General features: G+C 41.7%; 19 protein-coding genes and 1 riboswitch. Of the genes, 8 read left to right on the forward strand and 11 right to left on the reverse strand.

Features of this window, described 5'->3' with window-relative positions; all coding sequences use genetic code 11:
• Positions 1-263 precede the first annotated feature (263 nt).
• Positions 264-449 carry a hypothetical protein gene (locus A361_RS06805; RefSeq protein ID WP_009331462.1) on the reverse strand — a complete coding sequence of 62 codons (186 nt, stop codon included), beginning with the start codon at positions 447-449 and terminating at the stop codon, positions 264-266.
• A gap of 90 nt (positions 450-539) precedes the next feature.
• Positions 540-746: a YheE family protein gene (locus A361_RS06810; RefSeq protein WP_009331461.1), complete on the reverse strand. Its 207-nt coding sequence runs from the start codon at positions 744-746 to the stop codon at positions 540-542.
• 96 nt (positions 747-842) lie between these two features.
• On the opposite strand from A361_RS06810, the gene A361_RS30415 reads away from it, so the two are divergent.
• Positions 843-1,016 (forward strand): hypothetical protein, encoded by a 174-nt coding sequence (locus tag A361_RS30415; RefSeq protein WP_009331460.1) that lies wholly within the window; start codon positions 843-845, stop codon positions 1,014-1,016.
• 57 nt (positions 1,017-1,073) lie between these two features.
• On the opposite strand, the gene A361_RS06815 is transcribed toward A361_RS30415, so the two are convergent.
• Genes A361_RS06815 through A361_RS06830 form a run of 4 tightly spaced genes read right to left on the reverse strand, consistent with a single transcriptional unit; the run spans position 1,074 to position 6,090 of the window.
• The gene (locus A361_RS06815; RefSeq protein WP_019381410.1) at positions 1,074-2,273 is read right to left on the reverse strand and encodes a YheC/YheD family protein; all 1,200 of its coding nucleotides are present in this window, start codon (positions 2,271-2,273) and stop codon (positions 1,074-1,076) included.
• Positions 2,270-3,634, reverse strand: a complete 1,365-nt coding sequence (locus A361_RS06820; RefSeq protein ID WP_009331458.1) for a YheC/YheD family protein — start codon at positions 3,632-3,634, stop codon at positions 2,270-2,272. Before A361_RS06820 ends, A361_RS06815 begins: the two co-directional genes overlap by 4 nt.
• The gene (locus A361_RS06825; RefSeq protein ID WP_009331457.1) at positions 3,612-4,715 is read right to left on the reverse strand and encodes a YheC/YheD family protein; all 1,104 of its coding nucleotides are present in this window, start codon (positions 4,713-4,715) and stop codon (positions 3,612-3,614) included. Before A361_RS06825 ends, A361_RS06820 begins: the two co-directional genes overlap by 23 nt.
• The gene (locus A361_RS06830; protein ID WP_009331456.1) at positions 4,675-6,090 is read right to left on the reverse strand and encodes a YheC/YheD family protein; all 1,416 of its coding nucleotides are present in this window, start codon (positions 6,088-6,090) and stop codon (positions 4,675-4,677) included. The genes A361_RS06825 and A361_RS06830 overlap by 41 nt, the downstream gene beginning before the upstream one ends.
• Positions 6,091-6,314: 224 nt before the next feature.
• On the opposite strand from A361_RS06830, the gene A361_RS06835 reads away from it, so the two are divergent.
• From A361_RS06835 to A361_RS06845, 3 genes are all read left to right on the forward strand, one after another.
• The gene (locus A361_RS06835; protein ID WP_019381411.1) at positions 6,315-7,460 is read left to right on the forward strand and encodes a DUF445 domain-containing protein; all 1,146 of its coding nucleotides are present in this window, start codon (positions 6,315-6,317) and stop codon (positions 7,458-7,460) included.
• A gap of 105 nt (positions 7,461-7,565) precedes the next feature.
• Positions 7,566-7,916 carry a YlbF family regulator gene (locus tag A361_RS06840; RefSeq protein WP_009331454.1) on the forward strand — a complete coding sequence of 117 codons (351 nt, stop codon included), beginning with the start codon at positions 7,566-7,568 and terminating at the stop codon, positions 7,914-7,916.
• Between the two features lie 129 nt (positions 7,917-8,045).
• A complete protein-coding gene (locus A361_RS06845; protein ID WP_019381412.1) occupies positions 8,046-8,570 on the forward strand; it encodes a D-glycero-alpha-D-manno-heptose-1,7-bisphosphate 7-phosphatase in 525 nt (174 codons plus the stop codon).
• Between the two features lie 70 nt (positions 8,571-8,640).
• On the opposite strand, the gene A361_RS06850 is transcribed toward A361_RS06845, so the two are convergent.
• From A361_RS06850 to A361_RS06870, 5 genes are all read right to left on the reverse strand, one after another.
• Positions 8,641-8,841 (reverse strand): alpha/beta-type small acid-soluble spore protein, encoded by a 201-nt coding sequence (locus A361_RS06850; protein ID WP_009331452.1) that lies wholly within the window; start codon positions 8,839-8,841, stop codon positions 8,641-8,643.
• Between the two features lie 240 nt (positions 8,842-9,081).
• Positions 9,082-9,861, reverse strand: coding sequence for an energy-coupling factor transporter transmembrane component T family protein (locus A361_RS06855; protein ID WP_009331451.1), 780 nt, complete (start codon positions 9,859-9,861; stop codon positions 9,082-9,084).
• Positions 9,848-11,548 (reverse strand): ABC transporter ATP-binding protein, encoded by a 1,701-nt coding sequence (locus tag A361_RS06860; RefSeq protein WP_019381413.1) that lies wholly within the window; start codon positions 11,546-11,548, stop codon positions 9,848-9,850. The genes A361_RS06855 and A361_RS06860 overlap by 14 nt, the downstream gene beginning before the upstream one ends.
• A complete protein-coding gene (locus tag A361_RS06865) occupies positions 11,532-12,128 on the reverse strand; it encodes an ECF transporter S component (RefSeq protein ID WP_009331449.1) in 597 nt (198 codons plus the stop codon). Before A361_RS06865 ends, A361_RS06860 begins: the two co-directional genes overlap by 17 nt.
• A gap of 1 nt (position 12,129) precedes the next feature.
• Positions 12,130-12,735 carry a YkoF family thiamine/hydroxymethylpyrimidine-binding protein gene (locus tag A361_RS06870; protein WP_019381414.1) on the reverse strand — a complete coding sequence of 202 codons (606 nt, stop codon included), beginning with the start codon at positions 12,733-12,735 and terminating at the stop codon, positions 12,130-12,132.
• An 88-nt stretch (positions 12,736-12,823) separates the two neighbouring features.
• A riboswitch (TPP riboswitch) is annotated at positions 12,824-12,925 on the reverse strand.
• Between the two features lie 229 nt (positions 12,926-13,154).
• Here A361_RS06870 and A361_RS06875 point away from each other — a divergent pair.
• The 4 genes from A361_RS06875 to A361_RS06890 all read left to right on the forward strand — a co-directional run bounded on the left by A361_RS06875 (position 13,155) and on the right by A361_RS06890 (position 18,479).
• Complete coding sequence (locus A361_RS06875) at positions 13,155-14,021, forward strand: Cof-type HAD-IIB family hydrolase (protein WP_009331447.1); 867 nt, start codon at positions 13,155-13,157, stop codon at positions 14,019-14,021.
• A 214-nt stretch (positions 14,022-14,235) separates the two neighbouring features.
• A complete protein-coding gene (locus A361_RS06880) occupies positions 14,236-15,750 on the forward strand; it encodes a coproporphyrinogen III oxidase (protein WP_009331446.1) in 1,515 nt (504 codons plus the stop codon).
• A 147-nt stretch (positions 15,751-15,897) separates the two neighbouring features.
• Positions 15,898-17,523, forward strand: coding sequence for a long-chain fatty acid--CoA ligase (locus tag A361_RS06885; protein WP_019381415.1), 1,626 nt, complete (start codon positions 15,898-15,900; stop codon positions 17,521-17,523).
• A gap of 164 nt (positions 17,524-17,687) precedes the next feature.
• Entirely contained in the window at positions 17,688-18,479 is a 792-nt protein-coding gene (locus A361_RS06890; RefSeq protein ID WP_019381416.1) for an enoyl-CoA hydratase, read from the forward strand.
• The last annotated feature ends 110 nt before the right edge of the window (positions 18,480-18,589 follow it).

The following is an 18,589-nucleotide window of genomic DNA, read 5'->3' on the forward strand; positions in this document are numbered from 1 at the left end:
CGCCACGCCTGTGGCAGTGTCTGCATGACTCACACCTCCCAAAAGCTCCGCTTTCGGTCGTGCAATGTTTATGCTGACGAAGCCTTCCTTGTCCTGTGGGACTCAAGCATAAGACGAGCGTGCTGAAAGGTTGTACTTTAACCTTTTGGGTGGATTGGCTTAGACCCGAAAGCCGATGGTACAGGAGCTAAACGGTATCTAATTCAGAATTAATACAATTTAATCCGTATTAAGAGGCACCTGAAGTCAGGTGCCTTTTAATATTAGTCTGCCTCATTTGGAGGTTCTTCCTCATGCAATTCCCTAGCCTGTTCAATATTAACATCATCACCGCGTCCATGAACGGAGCCTCCAGAAAGACCTTCGTTTATGATTCTGTCTATATCCATATAAGCTTTGTCCCTGCCTTCATAGTTCACGTCCTCTGAAACCTGGCGTTTCTTATCCATGTTTGAATCGCTCCTTTAAATGATATATCCTGGCGGGATTATTTTTCCAAAAGAGCTATAAGGTCATACATGGATCCTCTAACTTTTTTCTCATTCATACACATGAAATAACATTAATTCGTGGATTTGGGATTTCAGGCTATCCTCCTGCCCGGCGGGGTCACCGGAAGTCCATTCAATTTTGCCGTCAGGATGATAGATGCCAGTCATTTTTTGCTTTTTAAAATAAAAAGAAAATGTCCATCCCGGCAATTGTTTATTTTCATATAAAGGTTTGAATTGAAAGTGTGTCAGCATTAGGATTCCTCCAGATGTTGTAATATCCCGTTTAATGTTCCTCAAAAGGGGAATGGAATAGATATAGAAACATTTTAACATTAAAAGGAGGCAAAGATGATGAAGAGAAACAATAAATTTATGATGTCAGCCATGGCACTTGGAGCAGCTTATTTAATGAGAAATCCGGAGGCACGCCAAAAGCTTAAAGACCAGTTTAAATCATTCGCCGGAAGTGCCTCTAAAAAAGATAAAATGAAGACAGCGAAAAGCCCTGTAACGACTTATTAATCCTTTTGCGGTTTTGGATGGCACTTGTAAAAAATCGCATAAAAATAGCCGTGCACACTATGGTGTACGGCTATTTTTATTGATGTGCCAGAACCCCGCCAGCGAGAAAAATAAGCGGGTCAGTTCTTCAATTCTTTTTTCTTCTATCCAGACTTCATCAAAACTCATTGGCTTGGAATTTATTTCATAAATTACATAAGTGCCCTGGTCAGTTAATCCTGCATCAATAGAGTATTCTCCATAAAAACCTTTTGTCTTCTCAAGGAGCTTTCCTGCTTCCGCAACTGCAGAATGAATAAACTCATCATGTTCTTGCGTACGGACACTTTCATATGGAATCATTACACCGCCATTCGGTATGTGTGTTGTAATATCCTGGTCCTTAGACTGCCTGATGCCTATCCCTGTAACAGAATAGTTGCCTTCGCTGAAATGGGCCAGAATTCTAAAATCAAATCGCTTCCCTTCCTTTCTGGCAGGGCTGATCGCTTTCTGTGCCATATAAGGTTTATTCGTCAGGAGAATACCCCATTGGTTCCAGAAATTTTTATAATCAGTGTAACTGAATGAATCGTGCAGACCGTTCAATCGCATTCCATTTCCCAGTTGGCTTAAATGATAAATCCCTTTGCCCTTGGACCCGTTTGCGGGCTTTAAGTAGATATTATTATATTTGCGGATAAAGTTCTTAAGCTCTTTTGGACCTGAGACAAGAATGGTTTCAGGAATATACTCCTGCAGCGGGGGATGGTCCTTAAATAACTGGAAAACTTCGAATTTGTCCAGAAAACCCGGGTTGAAAAATGGAATATTATGTTCCTTAAAAAAACGGCTCGCTTTATGAAAGGCTTCTGTTTTTTCAATTTTCCGGAAAGGCACCCTGTTGTAGACAAGATGAGGAAGAGGGCACCTTGCCTCAATCCATTTATCCAGCTGGGGAAAATAAATATAGCCATTTACGGAATTCGCCTCCAGGTCTTCTGCCGTAAATACAAAGGAAACTCCATTTTGCTGTAGTATGTTTTTCTGCAGTGCCTTAAATAAAGGGCCATTGCCTGCGATAGACTGGTCCTTTCCTTTTCCGGTCAGGATTCCTATCACCGGTCCTGCATTATCGTTTTGCATTGACAATGAAAAGGAAATCAAATTTTGTTCCGCCTTCGGTCCAATGGTGCTTAAAGGATGAGGATCCCTTCCAAGTGTACAGCTGGTGCTGCTGAACCATGTCCTGCTGGCCCAGTCATAATAAATCTTCATCTGAATATTTCCTGGGGCTTCATAATGGATGCTTCGGCAAGGAAGACTGCAAATGCAAGCGAAAGCTTGCGGGTAAGAAAGTCGAACTCCCGGAGTTGAGGATGTTTAAATATAGATCTGCCAGGCTTTGAGTTTGCTTCGAAAAGCCATACATGGCCATTTCGGTCCAATCCAAAGTCAAAGCCGATTTCACCAATGATTCCTTCCATGTTCCGTTCCAGGGCCTTGCTGATTTTTAATGCCGCCTCACTCAATTTTTCCACTGCTGCCGCTTTTTCAGCATCGGATTCAAACAACTCTTCCAGGGTTTTGATTTCACCGCCGCTTTTAACATGAGTTGTAACACTGCCATGTCCAGCCATTTTTGCAGCTGAAGCTGTTACATTCCATTCCCCATTTTCATCTTTATTCGTATGAATCCTGAAATCAATTGTCCTCTGTTCATGGCGGAGCAAGTGGATTCCCTGCTGAACAAGCATCCGGCTTAAACTCCGTCCTGCAAAAATATTCCCCATCAAATTTTCCAGACTGTTAAACTTTCTCAGGCGGTTTTCATCCCGAACTCTATACCGGCAATAATAATGCCCATCCTTTTTATCATAAATTATTTGATGAATTCCAAGCCCCAGGCTTCCATTAATCGGTTTTAGGAAAACATGACCATAATCAGCCAGCATTCTTTCAATGACAGAAAATGAAGAAAAAGGGTGGGTTTCCGGCAAGTAGTGACTAATATCCTCATCGTTCTGCAGTCTTTCATAAACATCCAATTTATTAAAGAATCCAGGATTATACCAGGGAATTAAATAGTCTTTCTGCAGGCGGTCACGAACTTCTTTAAGTTCGTTTCTTCTTTCGCTTTTCCTATTAGGAAGCCGATCATATACAACATTCGGAAAAGGCACTTCAAACGTTTCCCATCCTTCCTCATGATAGAAAAGCCCCCTGATTGTTCCTTGTTCCCAGTTGATATGCTGGTCACCGAACAAATACGGAATTGCTCCAACCGTTTTTTTGACAGAAAGCAACTTGGCAAAAAACAGGGTCCGGTCCCCGACTGGCCTTAAAGGAAAGGAGGTGAAGCCTGATGTGAAGATTCCTACAAGCGGGCCGAGGTACAGTGTCCCCTTATTGGCAAATGCATGCAAAGGAATCTTGAGATCAGGGAAATGCAGTGCATCTGCCACATCTTTACTTATGACGATGGAGTTTTTCTTTGTTTTCTGAAGTAAGAAAGCGGCATCTTTTGAGTATGTGCCAAAGGCCAATTTCGTCAAATGAGTATGAAGGTTAAGCTCGTTAGGAATATAAACTGTTTTGGAGGCAGAATCGGAAATTTCAATTTGATATTGTTTTCTCATGATTCGTACTCCTTTCTAATTCCTTATTGGCTGCCAGGAATTTGGCATAGTGAAGGGGAGCAGTATATAATTCTTCCTTCTTTTCAGGCTGGCTGTTCAGGATGGTTTTTCTGCCTGGTTTTGAGTTAATATCCAGAATCCAAATGGAGCCGTTGTTTTCCACTCCAATATCAATTCCTATTTCAAATAGCGGAGGAAGCTTTCGTTCAAGCGCAGCGGGAAGAGTATCGATAATGTCATAAAGCTCATCGCAAAGAAAACTCCTCAATGAAGATGGGTATTCAATAATCCAGTCCTCAAAAGAAATATTGCTGCCGCCAGTGCTTAAATTGGAAACGATGCCGCCATTTCTGCCTGCCCGGATGCCCCGGCCCAGCTCCTTCCAGGTGCCATTCATGTCCTTTTGAAGCAAAATCCTTATATCAAAGGGCTGTTCTTCCTTGTTCGATAGATTCACATATGGCTGGAAGAGGTACTGCCGTTTTGCGGTCAGGTTATTAAGCCAGCCCGCTGCTTTTTCAGCGCTTTCAAAGCTGCGGGAAACCTGAGCATTCTTTTTATCTGTTTTAACAAGAATGTTTTTGCCTGTTTTCTCAATATAATAGATTCCGTGCCCCTGTGAACCGCTAGCGGGTTTTAATATGAGGGGATGATCAGGCAGGAGGCTGTCTAAGAACCTGTCAGCATCAGTATAGGGTGCTGTTTTCAGCAAATAGGGTGAAATGTTTGTGCAGGAGAGGATTTCATATAATTCAAGCTTATTAGGCAAGCCGTAGCCAAGAAATTGGATGTCACTTCTTGCCTTGAGCCAATTCACGATGGACATGCATTGTTTCGAGTGGGAATCATTTCCGTAAAAACAGCGATCATAAAGGATTTCTGGCGCTGTAAATTCTGCTGGCTCCCATCCGTCTGAAGCAGGGTTATAGAAATCACCTGTAATTCTTTCTGTAATAGGATTGATATCTGAAGGCACAAACCGGAAGCAGTTAATGTTATATTCATTAGCTCTTCTGGCCAATTCCATAAAATATGGCTGTTCACTCCGTTTGTTCAATGTCATGATTCCGAATGAAAGCATGCTGTAATCCTCCTTTTTGGATAAATGATAAAGCCGTTGCATATTCGATCAGCGCCTTGGCTGATGGCCTTACTCTTTTTTCTTTGTCTTCGAAATTTTTAGAGGGCTTAGAATTCACTTCGATGATCCATAGCTTTCCATTTGTATCTAAACCAATATCAATTCCGAGTTCTCCGACAAGCCCTTCGCATTTCTGGCTGATGATTGTTGCTGTTTCAACAGCAAGCTCTTTCAATAAGGCCAGCTGCTGAACCGCTGTTTTCTGATCAGACAGCAACGAGAAAATTCTGAGAGGCTTCATGATTTCACCGCCTCTGGCAATGTTTGAAACAAATTGCTGCTCAGCAGAAATCCTTGCCACTGCAGAAGTGGCTTTCCAGATATCCTGAAAATTTTTGTGGCAGAGCACCCGGAAATCAAGCTGCCTGTTTTTAAAGGTTTGCAGAGGGATGGCCTGCTGAGCCAGAAAAATTGATTTTCTTTGGTATTGCTGGAACCACTGTACAAAACGGGTATAATTTTTGAAAGTGATTGTATTCTCCCTGCCGTTTCCGGTCGATAGTTCTGTCATGATTTCTTCGCCGTTTAAACTTAGCCTGATAATATTCCGGCCCTGGCTGCCGTGGACGGGCTTTAGGAATAATAATCTGTGTCTGGCCAGCATATCTTTGATGGTTTGTTCATTTGCAATGGCCGTATCAGGCAGATAAGGCTGCATATGATCCTCAGAAAAGAGCAGGTCATGAACTTCCTGTTTTGATAGAAAACGGTCATTAAACACTGGGATATTAAATTTTATAAGGCTGTTTTTAAATGATTGAAAAGAGGTACTTGCTTCAAGTATTCGGGAGTGAATCCGGTTATAGATTACACTCGGCAAAGGAACCGGACTTTTTATCCATTTTCTATCCTGCAGGCAGTATCCATGCAGACTGCCTGCAATGAAGTCCCGAAAGTGAAACACATAAAAAAACCCTCCCATATTTGAAACCACTTCATGCAATTCTTCGCAAAAAGAATGAATAGAGCGGAAATCAGGCTCTTCGCCATTATCATTGAAATCTGTCATCAGCCCTATAATCGGTCCGGCAGTAATAGTAAGGTCCTTTCTGGAATAACTGGCAACAAAATGGAGATCTTCAATTGGCAAGCAGCATTCCTGAAGAAGCGGCTCACTGAAACCAAGCTCATCTTTCGTAATGTTTGCTCCTTCAATGGTTATCTGAAAGGTGTGCTTGCCGATCTGCAGCAAATGGGGCATTTGCAAATCAATATTCCAGTAATGGACGAGAGAATGGCTAATTTTAATGCGAAATTGATTTTCCTGAAACATTTTTACCGGAACAATCGTAATAGGCAATAAAGAAACTGACATGATCATTCCTCATTTGCTAAACTTTATTTGAGCCTTTTCAAAAAATCCGCATGCTGTGTACAAATTGAATGCTAATTTTAACCTGCGGCAGAAAGTGCAAAACTCCCATTGACTAAGTTTTCACTGTATAATGAAAAAATAGGCAAAAGCTGATGCCATATCGTATGTTCTGGGCAATAAAATGGTGCGTCTGGAGAGGCGCTTGTAACTTAAGGAAGGTAGAGATGAGTATGGAAATTGCAATGACAATAATTTTGATGATGTTAATTGGGGCTCTCATTGGCGGGTTTACTAATTACCTGGCTATTAAAATGCTCTTTAAACCTTATAATGCCGTTTACATAGGTAAATGGAAGGTGCCATTTACCCCGGGGCTGATTCCTAAACGACGGGATGAAATGGCTGATCAGATGGGTAAGCTTGTTGTCAATCATCTTTTGACACCGGAAAGCATCAAGAAAAAGTTCATCAATGCTCAATTTCAGCGTGATATGACTGGGCTGGTACAAAAAGAGCTTGAAACTATCATGCTGTCGGAAAAATCAGCAGAAGACATACTTGAAGCGTTTGGAATCACGGATGGGCAAGCGAAAACAGAAAACCGCATTAACTTATTAATTGAGCAGAAATATGAAAAAATCATTAGTGAATATCGGAGCCGGCCCCTTAAAGATGTTATTCCTCAGACTCTTTTGGATAAAATGGATGAAAAAATCCCGGCAATCAGTTCAACGATCCTTCAAAAGGGGATTGATTATTTTTCCAGCATTGAAGGCAAAATGAGAATTCAAAGAATGGCAGATGATTTTGTCCGTGAACGCAGCGGAATGCTGAGCAACATGCTGCAGATGTTCATGGGGAACATCAATATTGCAGATAAAATTCAGCCGGAAATCATAAAGTTTTTAAGTAATGAGGGAACGTCGGATTTGATTACAACCCTTTTGAAAAATGAGTGGAGTAAAGTTCTTGAAATGGAAGCTGCAGTTATTGAAGAGCAGCTTGAAAAAGAACAGATTCTTTCAGTAATAAAGAATATTGCCCATAAGGTCATTAATCTGGAGAGTTTATTTAAAACGCCTTTATCATCTTTTATGGCCCCTTATAGGACTGTATTAATAGATGAACTGGCTCCTAAAAGTGTTCAGATGCTTTCTGATTGGCTTTCAGGAAAAACTGAAATGTTCATGGAAAGACTTCGTCTCGCTGAAATTGTCCGTGAACAAGTCAGCAATTTTTCGGTAGAACGATTGGAAGAAATGGTCTTTTCCATAATAAAAAGCGAGTTAAAAATGATTACTAATTTAGGGGTCCTCCTTGGGGGGATTATCGGGCTCATTCAGGGATTCATAGCCATATTGATAACTTAAGGGTATCGCCTCGCGTTTACTGTCATAGTTTGTTATAGTGTAGTGGATGTTCAAAACGGGGAAGATGAATTTTCCTTTTGAATGAGAATCGGAAGGAGTGTTTTTATGGCAGTAAATTTATATGATTCAGCCTATGAATTAGAAAAAGCGGTGCGGGAAAGCGATGAATATAAGGCATTAAAACAAGCATACGATGATGTAAATGCAGATCCGTCTGCCAAGGCAATGTTTGATAACTTCCGTAAAATCCAGATGGAACTTCAGCAAAAACAAATGATGGGCCAGGATATTACACAGGAAGAAGTAGAACAGGCACAAAAGACAGTCGCACTTGTACAGCAGCACGCCCAAATTTCAAAGCTTATGGAAGCAGAACAGCGCATGAGCATGATGATTGCAGAAATGAACAAAATCATCATGAAGCCTCTTGAAGATCTTTATGGTGCAGTTGAATAAATCAGCATTGGAAACCCCCGGAATTAATTTCGGGGGTTTTTTAATAAGAAAAAGCATCATCTTATATTAAACTGAACGAGGTTTGGGTACCTTTATGATAGATATTGATTTAAAGAAAGGGGCAGCAAATTGAAAAAAGCCATTTTTCTGGACCGGGACGGCGTTTTGAACGAGGTTTTATCAGAGAGGGTGAAATTCGTTAATAAGCCTGAGCAGTTATACTTACTTGAAGGGGCAGCAGAAGCTGTGGCAGAGCTGACCCAAGCTGGATATGAGATTTTTGTTGTGACCAATCAGGGCGGCGTAGGACTCGGTTTTTTGAAAGAAAGAGAGCTAAGGAGAATCCATGAAAGACTGCAGGAGCTTGTTGCAGAAAAAGGCGGTCATATTAAAGAGGTGGCCTATTGCCCTCATAAACCAAAAGCAGGGTGCGAATGCCGTAAGCCAAATGCAGGCATGCTGGTGGATTTGGCGGAAAGGCACCATCTTGATCTGGCTAAGAGCATTATGGTAGGCGATCACGAGCGGGACATTGAGGCAGGCAAGAAGGCCGGCTGTAAAACTGTTTTCATCGGCTCTGATCCAACAAGTGCAGATATTCAGGCCTCATCACTTTTTGAGGCAGTGGAAGATATTTTGCAAATGCTTAAATAGGGGAGTGAAAAACCGCTTCCAGGATTGGCTGGAAGCGGTTTTTTATTTTACTATGATTGCACGAAAAAGACTAGCGTGCTCCGCCAAGCTGCTGCTCAGCCATTTGCACCAGGCGCTTTGTAATTTCTCCGCCTACTGATCCATTTGCTCTTGAAGATGTTTCCGGGCCAAGGTTCACACCGAATTCTGTTGCGATTTCATACTTCATTTGATCAATTGCCTGGCTGACTCCTGATACTAAAAGCTGATTAGAATTGCTGTTTCTTGCCATGTAAATCATCTCCTTGGTGTAGTTTTCTTGATTGTTACACTCATAGCTTTAGGAGAGAAAATAAGATTTATTCATAGTTGCATGTGGTAATTTATGGAATTTCCCTGCGGACTCTAATGTGGATTTGACTTGAAATCAGCTGTGCGCATATAAATTGGGCCTAGGTGCACAGAAAAAATCTTATCCGCACATAAACTTCCTCCATCCGCACATAAATAAATGCCATTCGCACATAGCTTTCTAAAGTTCGCCATTATAAAGCTGCAGAAAGCCGAATAGCCATGAAATATAGGCACTTGCCAGCACTGCACCTATAAAAAAGGCGAAATATGCCCAATCCTTCCAGGAAACTGAAATTTTTTGATAGAAATCCCGGTTCCTATCTCCGGTAAACCCTTTTGATTCCATCGCCATTGCCGTCCTTTCAGCTTTACGAATCGCTCCGGCAAGAAGAGGAACTGAATACCTCTTAAGTTCTGCCATTTTTTCAGAAAGTGTCCGGGCTTTGGGTATCCCCCTAATCCGGTGGGCGCTTCTGATAATCTCAAATTCTTCTTTCATTAATGGCAGAAATCGATATCCTGCCATGATTCCATATGCAAGCTTTGGAGAGAGCCGGCATTGCTGCATGAGACTTAGCAGGAACTCTGTCGGCTTGGTGGTTAAAATGAACAGAAGGGACAGCGAGGTAAAGCTTAAAACCCTCATTCCAAGAGATAGGGCACGCTGAAAGCCCTCTTCAGTCAATGTGAAGATCCCCCATGTCCATAGGATGGTTTCACCTTCAATAGTCTTTGAAAAAATCATAGCTGACCAAATATATATTATAGCCATGAAGATAAATGGCGAGAAAAGCAAAATCCATCTTTTGAATGAAACATTACCAAAAATAAAGGTGGTTCCTGCAGTCACCACTAAGGTCAGAAAAGGAGTAACCGGGTCAAAGAAAACGGACAAAATCAATACACAGACAATCACAGTCAGAGCTTTTATGCTTGGGTTAAATTCATGTAAGAGCAAGCTTGTTCATCCCTTCCACGGCAGCCAGTTCGTTCCTGAGTTTTTCTGTGTAAGGAACCTTTAGAGAAGCAATTTTCATAATCTCATGTTCCTTCCATAATGAATCAGGCAATCCCTCGTATATCTTCTCTCCTTCTGAAAGGACAATCACTTTATCGGCATAGGAATGCAGGATTTCCATGTCATGAGTGATCATCACCACGGAGCCTCCGCTATGGATCCTTGTTTCCAAAAGCGCCATTAGGTCAGCAGAGGTCCTGGCATCCTGTCCAAATGTTGGTTCATCAAGGAGCAGCAAATCCTGTTCATTCACCAGCATCGATGCAACACTAAGCCGCCGCTTCTGTCCCTGACTTAAGGAAAAAGGATGCATGTCAGCGTGCTGGAGCAAGTTCACTTGATGCAGAACAGCTTGAACCACTTTTTGTATTTCGGCATCTGTCATTCTCTGTATTTTCAGACTGAAGGCAATTTCATCATAAACAGAATCTGCAATAAATTGGTGTTCGGGATTCTGAAAAACGTATCCTAATTTTAGTCTTAACTCTTGCTCCTGCCACTGGGAAAGGGAGCGGTCATCAAAAAGGATGTTGCCTTTGGATGGAGCATATAATCCTGCAAGCAGTCTGGAAAGCGTTGTTTTTCCAGATCCATTTGAACCGGCTATTGCCACAAATTCACCTTTTCTAACTGAAAAACTAATATTTTTAAGCAAATCCTTCCCATTCTTATGAAAAGAAAGATTCTCCGCCGACAGGATGACCTGATCTTCAAAGACTTGATGTATAGTCTTCCTGTTATCTAAAATCTGAAGTGCAGCATAGGGATTTACAAATCCAGCAATTAATTCCCGGTCAGTTAACGGAAGCTTTTCCCCTTTGTAAATCCCTGCCTTTTTTCCTAATAGACCTGCTCTTACTGTGCTTGGAAGCCAGATACCCTCAAGCAGTAGTTCTTCTGCATATTTATTAAAGCAGTCTGCAGTGCTTCCATTAAATAAAATTTCGCCTTCCCGGTTTAGCACCACACAGCGGTCGGTCAAATCAATCCAATCATCCAGCTTGTGCTCAATGATTAGAAGGGAAAAGGATTGCTCCTCTTTTAGCTCTTTGATGATACGGGTAAGTTCATAGCTTGAAGCCGGGTCAAGATTTGCTGTCGGTTCATCCAAAATCAGGATATCCGGTTTTAATGACAATACACATGCAAGTGCAAGTTTTTGCTTTTGTCCCCCCGAAAGGGTGTGGATTAAGGCGTGCTTAAATGGCAGAAGATGAACAAGTTCCAGTGCTTCATCAATCTTGGTCTCAATTTCTGCAGGAGGTGTTTTCATATTCTCAAGGCCGAATGCCAGCTCCTCTTCAACTGTTGTCATGCAAAACTGGCTTTCAGGATCCTGAAACACAATGCCAATGTGCTGATTAATTTCACCTGGCGGGAATTCATCCAGTATCTTTCCTTTGAAGGAAATGGTGCCATCCAAGTCGCCATCAACGGCTTCCGGATACAATTTATTTAAGCAGAAAGCAAGCGTGCTTTTTCCGCAGCCGCTGGGGCCCAATAATAGAACAGCTTCCCCTGAATTAAGGCTGAAATTCACATTCTTAAAAACAGGATTCTTCACATCTTCATGCCGGAAGGACAGCTTTTCTGTTATTAATAAAGGCTGGTTATGCTGAAATGCCATTTTGTGATTTTTCCCTTCTCAGCTCTTTTCCGATAGGGAAGCTGTTTAATGCCCCAGTTTTAGCAAGACTCTTACTCAGCCATTTCCCCAGTAATCCAGCGAGCAAAGCACCGCTAACCAGTCTCACAAAAAACATGGCAGTTACATAACCGGGTGAGAGGGCTGCGTAGCCGGAAATGAAATAGCCCCAAATAAAGCTCGTAACAGAAGAGCCCATGCCGGCAGCAATTAAAACCCATGTCCGGTAATTGTTCCATTTAGTTGCCGCAAAAACAGCTTCTGCTCCAATCCCCTGAATCATGCCTGAAAGAATCAGGCGAGGGCCTACTGCATTGCCAATCATGACTTCAATGGCCGCTGCGATGGTTTCCGATAAAAAGGCTGCTCCGGGTTTTCTGATTATGTACGCTGCGATGATTGAAACAATAAACCAAATGCCAAAAATCAGATCATAGCCAATTAAGCCAAACATCCCATATAACACGTTGCCAAATTGCATGAACACCAGGTATACAACTGCAAACACAACAGCGAGTACAGATAGGACAATGACCTCACGAAGCTTCCATTTTTCGAGCATTTTACACAGCCCCCTTCTTGGAAGGACTGTTTGCAGACATATTAACCGTCATGACAATATGAGTGGAATCGCTTTTCTTACAGCTTTCGAAAGCATCTTCCAGCGTTTTAAAAACATCGTGTGCATTCCCATCTAATCTTGAAGCATAATGCACTCCTTCAGTAAACGTTCCCTGAGCCTTTGCAAGCTCGACTTGGTTCATAATGACGTTCATGTATCCAGGAATCCCCATCGGATAAAGTGCGAACTGGACAGCGACTTCCTGGCTGATTCCAGCAGATTTTTTTTCATTCGCCTTCTCTTCATTTTCAGCAAGATAAGCATCTCCGGCAGTATCGCCAGGGCATCCATTTGAAAATGTGCCGTTAAATACTACATGATCACCATGCTTAGCAGCTTCAAGATAAATCGCTTTGACTACATCAAAAACATGAATGGACCTGCCGCGCACACAAGTGCTCACATCATCTGTTTCCATCCATACCTTGCTTGTATCCACTTCTTTTAGAGCAGATAAAATAACATCCACAAACCTGTCAGTCATTGGATAAATCGAAAACCTGCACCCTGTAATCTCGCTTGTTCCGCATAAGAAATTTTCCTGCATTTTGCCATCCTCCTGGTTTATATAAAATTAAAAAACTGCATTCCCAAAAGGAAATGCAGTTGAATGATATCAATACACTAGAAATGATAGCCGTTCACCTGCACTTCCCCACGCTGGTATTATCCAGATCGGGTGATAAGAGTCAGAACGGATTGTTCTTCTCAGCCAAAAAGCTCCCCTAGTGCAAAATAAGATATGCAGTTTTTATTGACTCCATCTTAATACGGAGCATCCAAATTGTAAATGACTAATTTACAATTCTTTAAATCAAATGATCAATGAAAACAGATAAACGCCTTCAATAACACAGATAAGCTATGAAAAAATTTCTGCATTGTCCATGTCATGTTCTAATCCAATCCTTCCCTTCATAAAAGTGTAATAGGACAATTTTACACCGAGAATAGGGGGCAAATTGGATGATATATAGAATGCTTGCTTTAAATATTGACGGAACACTACTCCAATCAAATGGAAGACTTCATAAATCAACAAAAGAAGCGATTGAATATGTGCAGCAAAAAGGAATTTATGTAACACTTGTCACATCCAGAAGCTTTCCATCCGCGAAAAAAGCGGCCAAAGCATTGAAAATCAATTCCTTGCTGGTCACACACAGGGGAGCTTATATTGCAGCTTCTCAGGAAAAGCCGATATTTGTAAAAAGGATACAGGAAGATGAAACGTTTGAAATCGTGCGCCTGCTTGAAGGCTTTACCTGTCAAATCAGGCTGGTGCACGAAAAATATTCCCTTGCCAACAAAACCAAGCTCAATACCAATATGCTTGCTAAAACTGTTTTTACAACCGGCGATCCCATTTTTTACTCGCAGCAATTTGTGGATTCATTAAGTGACACCATTTTAGATGAACCGGTCACACCGCCAAAAATTGAAGTGTATTTTGAAGATAAAGACGACCTTGAGGATGCCCAGGCAGCCATTAGGGGCATGTTTGAAAATGTAGAAGTCATTAAGTTAAGTGATCTGCGGATGGATATTGTACCTGCCGGAGTTTCAAAGCTGAATGGTTTGCTCTATTTATGTGAACATCTCGGAATTTCCCGAAACCAAATGGTCGTTATAGGCGACTCGGAGGATGATCTGGAAATGATTGAAGCCGCCGGCCTCGGTGTGGCTATGGGTAATGCACCTGCCGAAGTCAAAAAAGCAGCAGACTGGCTGACACGATCCAATGATCAGAACGGTGTAAGCTACATGGTCAAAGAACATTTCCGCAAACAGCATCCAATTGATTTCCTGAAGAAAATGAATCTATTAAAATAAAATCAATCAAAGAGAGCTCGATTAGTAAATCGGCTCTTTTTTTCTTTGCGATACTGGGTATCCATTAGGAATCATTTCCCTTATATTGACCTTGTTTCCCCATTTCTGTACACTAAAAGAAGTTTGTCAACATGAAAAATAGACACTATGCAGCTGCCCCTAAGAAAACAAAGACATCGGCAGATTAATATATTTTCTAAAAAAGGTGATCAATTTGAATATTTCAATTTTAGGTGTACAGGATGAACGTTTCCATCGTCCGCTCCGGCTGATCGGGAACCTCTTTTTTGAAGAATGTGAAGTGATGCTGGGTGAGAATGATGCAGCCGACCTTACAATTAATCTTCAGCTTGAACATGGAAAGCACATTAAAGCCATTGCAGAGCTTTCTGATAAAGATGGCAAGAATCATTCAGCGAATTTTGAGAAGGAATTCGTACCGTCTGAGACAGAAAAAGAGAATTTTAAACAAATAAAAAATGCAGTATCCCACGTATATCTGACTGTTTTGCAGGAATGGACAGGCATTACCCAGAAGTGGGGAATTCTGACTGGGGTACGTCCCACAAAATTGCTTCACCGTGCCATACAGCATCAGACACCTCTCCATGAAGCCCATCAGCAGCTTAAGGAAGAGTATTTGATTACAGATGAAAAGATCCAGCTTATGCAGAATATCGTAGACAGGCAGCTTGCTGTCGTACCGGATCTTTATAACTTAAAAAATGAAGTCAGCATATATATTGGCATTCCATTCTGCCCGACAAAATGCGCGTATTGCACTTTTCCTGCATATGCGATTAATGGCAGGCAGGGTTCAGTAAACTCGTTCCTTGGCGGCCTGCATTTCGAAATGCGTAAAATTGGCGAGTGGCTGAAAGAAAATGATGTGAAAATTACTACTGTCTATTATGGTGGAGGGACTCCGACAAGCATTACGGCGGAAGAGATGGATATGCTTTATGAGGAAATGTACGACTCTTTTCCAGATGTTGAAAACATACGGGAGGTCACTGTGGAAGCCGGACGTCCGGATACAATCACACCCGAAAAGCTTGAAGTGCTGAAAAAATGGAACATTGACCGCATCAGCATCAATCCTCAGTCCTATATTCAGGAGACCTTGAAAGCCATTGGCCGCCACCATACAGTGGAAGAAACCGTGGATAAGTTCCATCTGGCCCGCAATATGGGAATGAATAACATCAATATGGATCTGATTATTGGGCTTCCTGGAGAAGGTGTGCCGGAATTTTCGCATACTTTGGATGAAACTGAGAAATTAATGCCGGAATCTCTGACAGTTCATACTTTATCCTTTAAACGGGCTTCGGAAATGACGAAGAACAAGCAAAAATATAAAGTTGCCGAGCGGGAAGAAATTGAAAAAATGATGGACATGGCTGAGGATTGGACAAAACAGCATAATTACCATCCTTATTATCTTTACCGTCAGAAAAATATTCTCGGCAATCTTGAAAATGTCGGCTATGCCCTTCCGAATCAGGAAAGCATCTATAACATCATGATTATGGAAGAACAGCAGACAATCATCGGGCTTGGATGCGGGGCCTCCAGTAAGTTCATTGATCCTCAGACAGGGAAAATCACTCATTTTGCAAACCCGAAGGATCCTAAATCGTATAATGACAGTTTTGAGCATTATACAAACGAGAAATTGAAAATATTAAAAGAACTTTTTAATAAACACGAATCCCTGGCCGAATAGGCGGGGATTTTTTTAAAGTTTATATTTTTGAAAATTCAGAAAGAAATTAAAGGAATTACTGAAAATAAAGAGAATGAATATAGGTAATAAAGATCATAGAATTCTATGAATCCGAATGTAAGCGTTTTCTAAAAAGGGGGAATTGTAATGATGATGCAGACACCTTTGACTATGACGCAAATGATAAAGCGTGCAGAAAAGTATTTTCCAAGGAAAACAGTCGTTTCAAGAACAGCCGGCGGAATTCAGAGATTTACATATAAGGAGATTGCAGAACGGACAAGGAAGCTGGCAGAAAGCCTGCAAAACATAGGGGTGGAAAGAGGGGACAAGGTCGGGACACTTGCTTGGAACCATCATCGCCACCTGGAGGCTTATTTTGCCATTCCATGCAGCGGAGCCGTTCTTCATACGATTAATATACGACTGTCACCTCAGCATATTACTTATATAATTAACCATGCTGAAGATAAGGTGCTTTTGATTGATCCTGATATTGTCCCTTTAATTGAGAAGGTTAAGGATGAACTGAAAACGGTCAAGGCTTTCATTATTATGACTGATGAAGATGAATTGCCTGAGACTACTCTTTCGCCGGTTTATCACTATGAAACGCTTATCAATGAAGCAAGCGGTGCATACGAATATCCTGATGATCTGGATGAAAATTCAGCAGCTGGAATGTGCTATACCTCAGCAACCACAGGCAATCCTAAAGGTGTCGTCTATTCCCACAGGGGCATCGTCCTTCACAGTATGGCACTGGGAATGGCAGATAGTGCAGCGGTAAGCGAGAAAGATATCGCCCTTCCGGTAGTGCCGATGTTCCATGTAAATGCATGGGGGCTCCCTTTTGCTGCTGTCTGGTTTGGAACGACTCTTGTGTTGCCGGGCCCATATTTTACACCTAAACTTTTGGCTGAGCTTATCCAATCAGAAAAAGTTACGATAACAGCCGGAGTACCAACAATCTGGCTCGGATTATTAAAAGAGCTGGATGAAAATAAATATGACATGAGTTCACTCCGATCGGTTCTGTGCGGAGGATCGGCTGCACCAAAAGGCATGATTAAAGCTTTCGAGCAAAAACACAATATTCCATTCATGCATGCTTACGGAATGACTGAAACAAGCCCTCTTGTTGTTATTTCGACTTTAAAAAGCTATCAGGAAGAGTTATCACCCGATGAGAAGCTGGACATAAAAGCCAAGCAGGGCATACTTGTCCCCGGATTGGAAATGAAGATTGCCGGCAAGGATGGCGAAGCAGCATGGGACGGAAAGGAAATGGGGGAACTCGCCATAAGAGGACCATGGATTGCTTCTGAATATTACAAGGACGAGCGGACAGATGAGGCGTTCCGAGATGGCTGGCTCTACACGGGTGATGTCGTAACCATTGATGAAGAAGGATTTATGAAAATTGTTGACCGGACAAAAGATTTGATTAAAAGCGGAGGGGAATGGATTTCTTCTGTTGATATCGAAAATGCCATGATGGCTCATGAATCGGTATTTGAGGCTGCGGTTGTTGCTGTCCCGCATGAGCAATGGCAGGAACGGCCGGTGGCATGCGTTGTTCTGAAAGAACCATTTAAAGGACAGACAACAAAAGAAGACCTTTATGAATTCCTGAAGCCGCAATTTGCAAAATGGTGGCTTCCGGATGAAATTCTTTTCTTTGAAGAAATACCAAAAACATCTGTAGGAAAATTCCTCAAAATGGCATTAAGAGATCAGGTCCAAAAAGAATATACAGGTAATGCAAAGTAAATATAGTGCAGCATCCTTCTGAGGATGCTGTTTTTTTGTGCAGGTTTTGGAATACAGCACAATACCTTAATAAGTGACAAAATTAAAAATTTTTAGACAAAACGCTTTTTAAATATAATAATACTCTTTATAATAAAAGAAGCACAAAAAGGAGGGAAAGGATTTTGACAACAGACTTTGTAACTGATACTGTCAGCGTACAGCTTGATGGCCGAGTGGCCACAGTTGAGATGAACAGGCCGGAATCACTGAATGCATTGAATGTGGAAATGATTAAGGGGCTCTTGACTGCGATGAAGGATATAAGCCAAATGGATGAGGTGGATATCGTTGTATTAAAAGGAAAGGGCCGCGCATTTTCCTCAGGCGGAGATATTAAAACAATGCTTTTGGAAACAAATGAAAGCGATTTCCCTGTTGTGATGGATTGCATCAACGAGCTGGTTGTGTCTCTTTATAGCATGCCGAAGCTGACAATCAGTGCTGTAACAGGCGCAGCAGCTGGTTTGGGCTTAAGTCTGGCATTGGCTACTGATTATATTTTGGCAGACAAGAACAGCAAGCTTGCCATGAATTTTATTGGAATTGGATTAATTCCTGATGGAGGGTCTCACTTCTTCCTGCAGCAGCGAATCGGCGAGGATAAAGCCAAGCATTTAATCTGGGAAGGAAAAGTGCTGACTGCAAATGAGGCTTTACAAATGGGGCTGATTCACGAAATAGCAGAAGCTGATTTAAATAATGCTGTTGATGCAAAATTGAGCAAATGGCTTAACAGCCCAACTGAAGCAATGATTAAGACAAAGAAAATTCTTGCTGATAAAAACCGCCCCCTTCTACTGAAAGTGCTTGAGCTTGAAAAGCTCGGCCAGCATAAAATGAGGCAAACAGAAGATCACAAAGAGGGAATCCAGGCCTTCATCGAAAAAAGAAAGCCTGTGTTTAAGGGGAAATAAGAATGGAAAGAAGAAAGCAAAGAGCTGAGCCCTTTGCTTTTTTTTCTAATCTGAATGCACATCGGTGAACTATCTAAGCTGTCCTGCTCCAAAAGGAGCGCTTTGACAGC

The sequence above is a fragment of the Cytobacillus oceanisediminis 2691 genome, from assembly GCF_000294775.2.
GTDB lineage: Bacteria > Bacillota > Bacilli > Bacillales > Cytobacillaceae > Cytobacillus > Cytobacillus pseudoceanisediminis.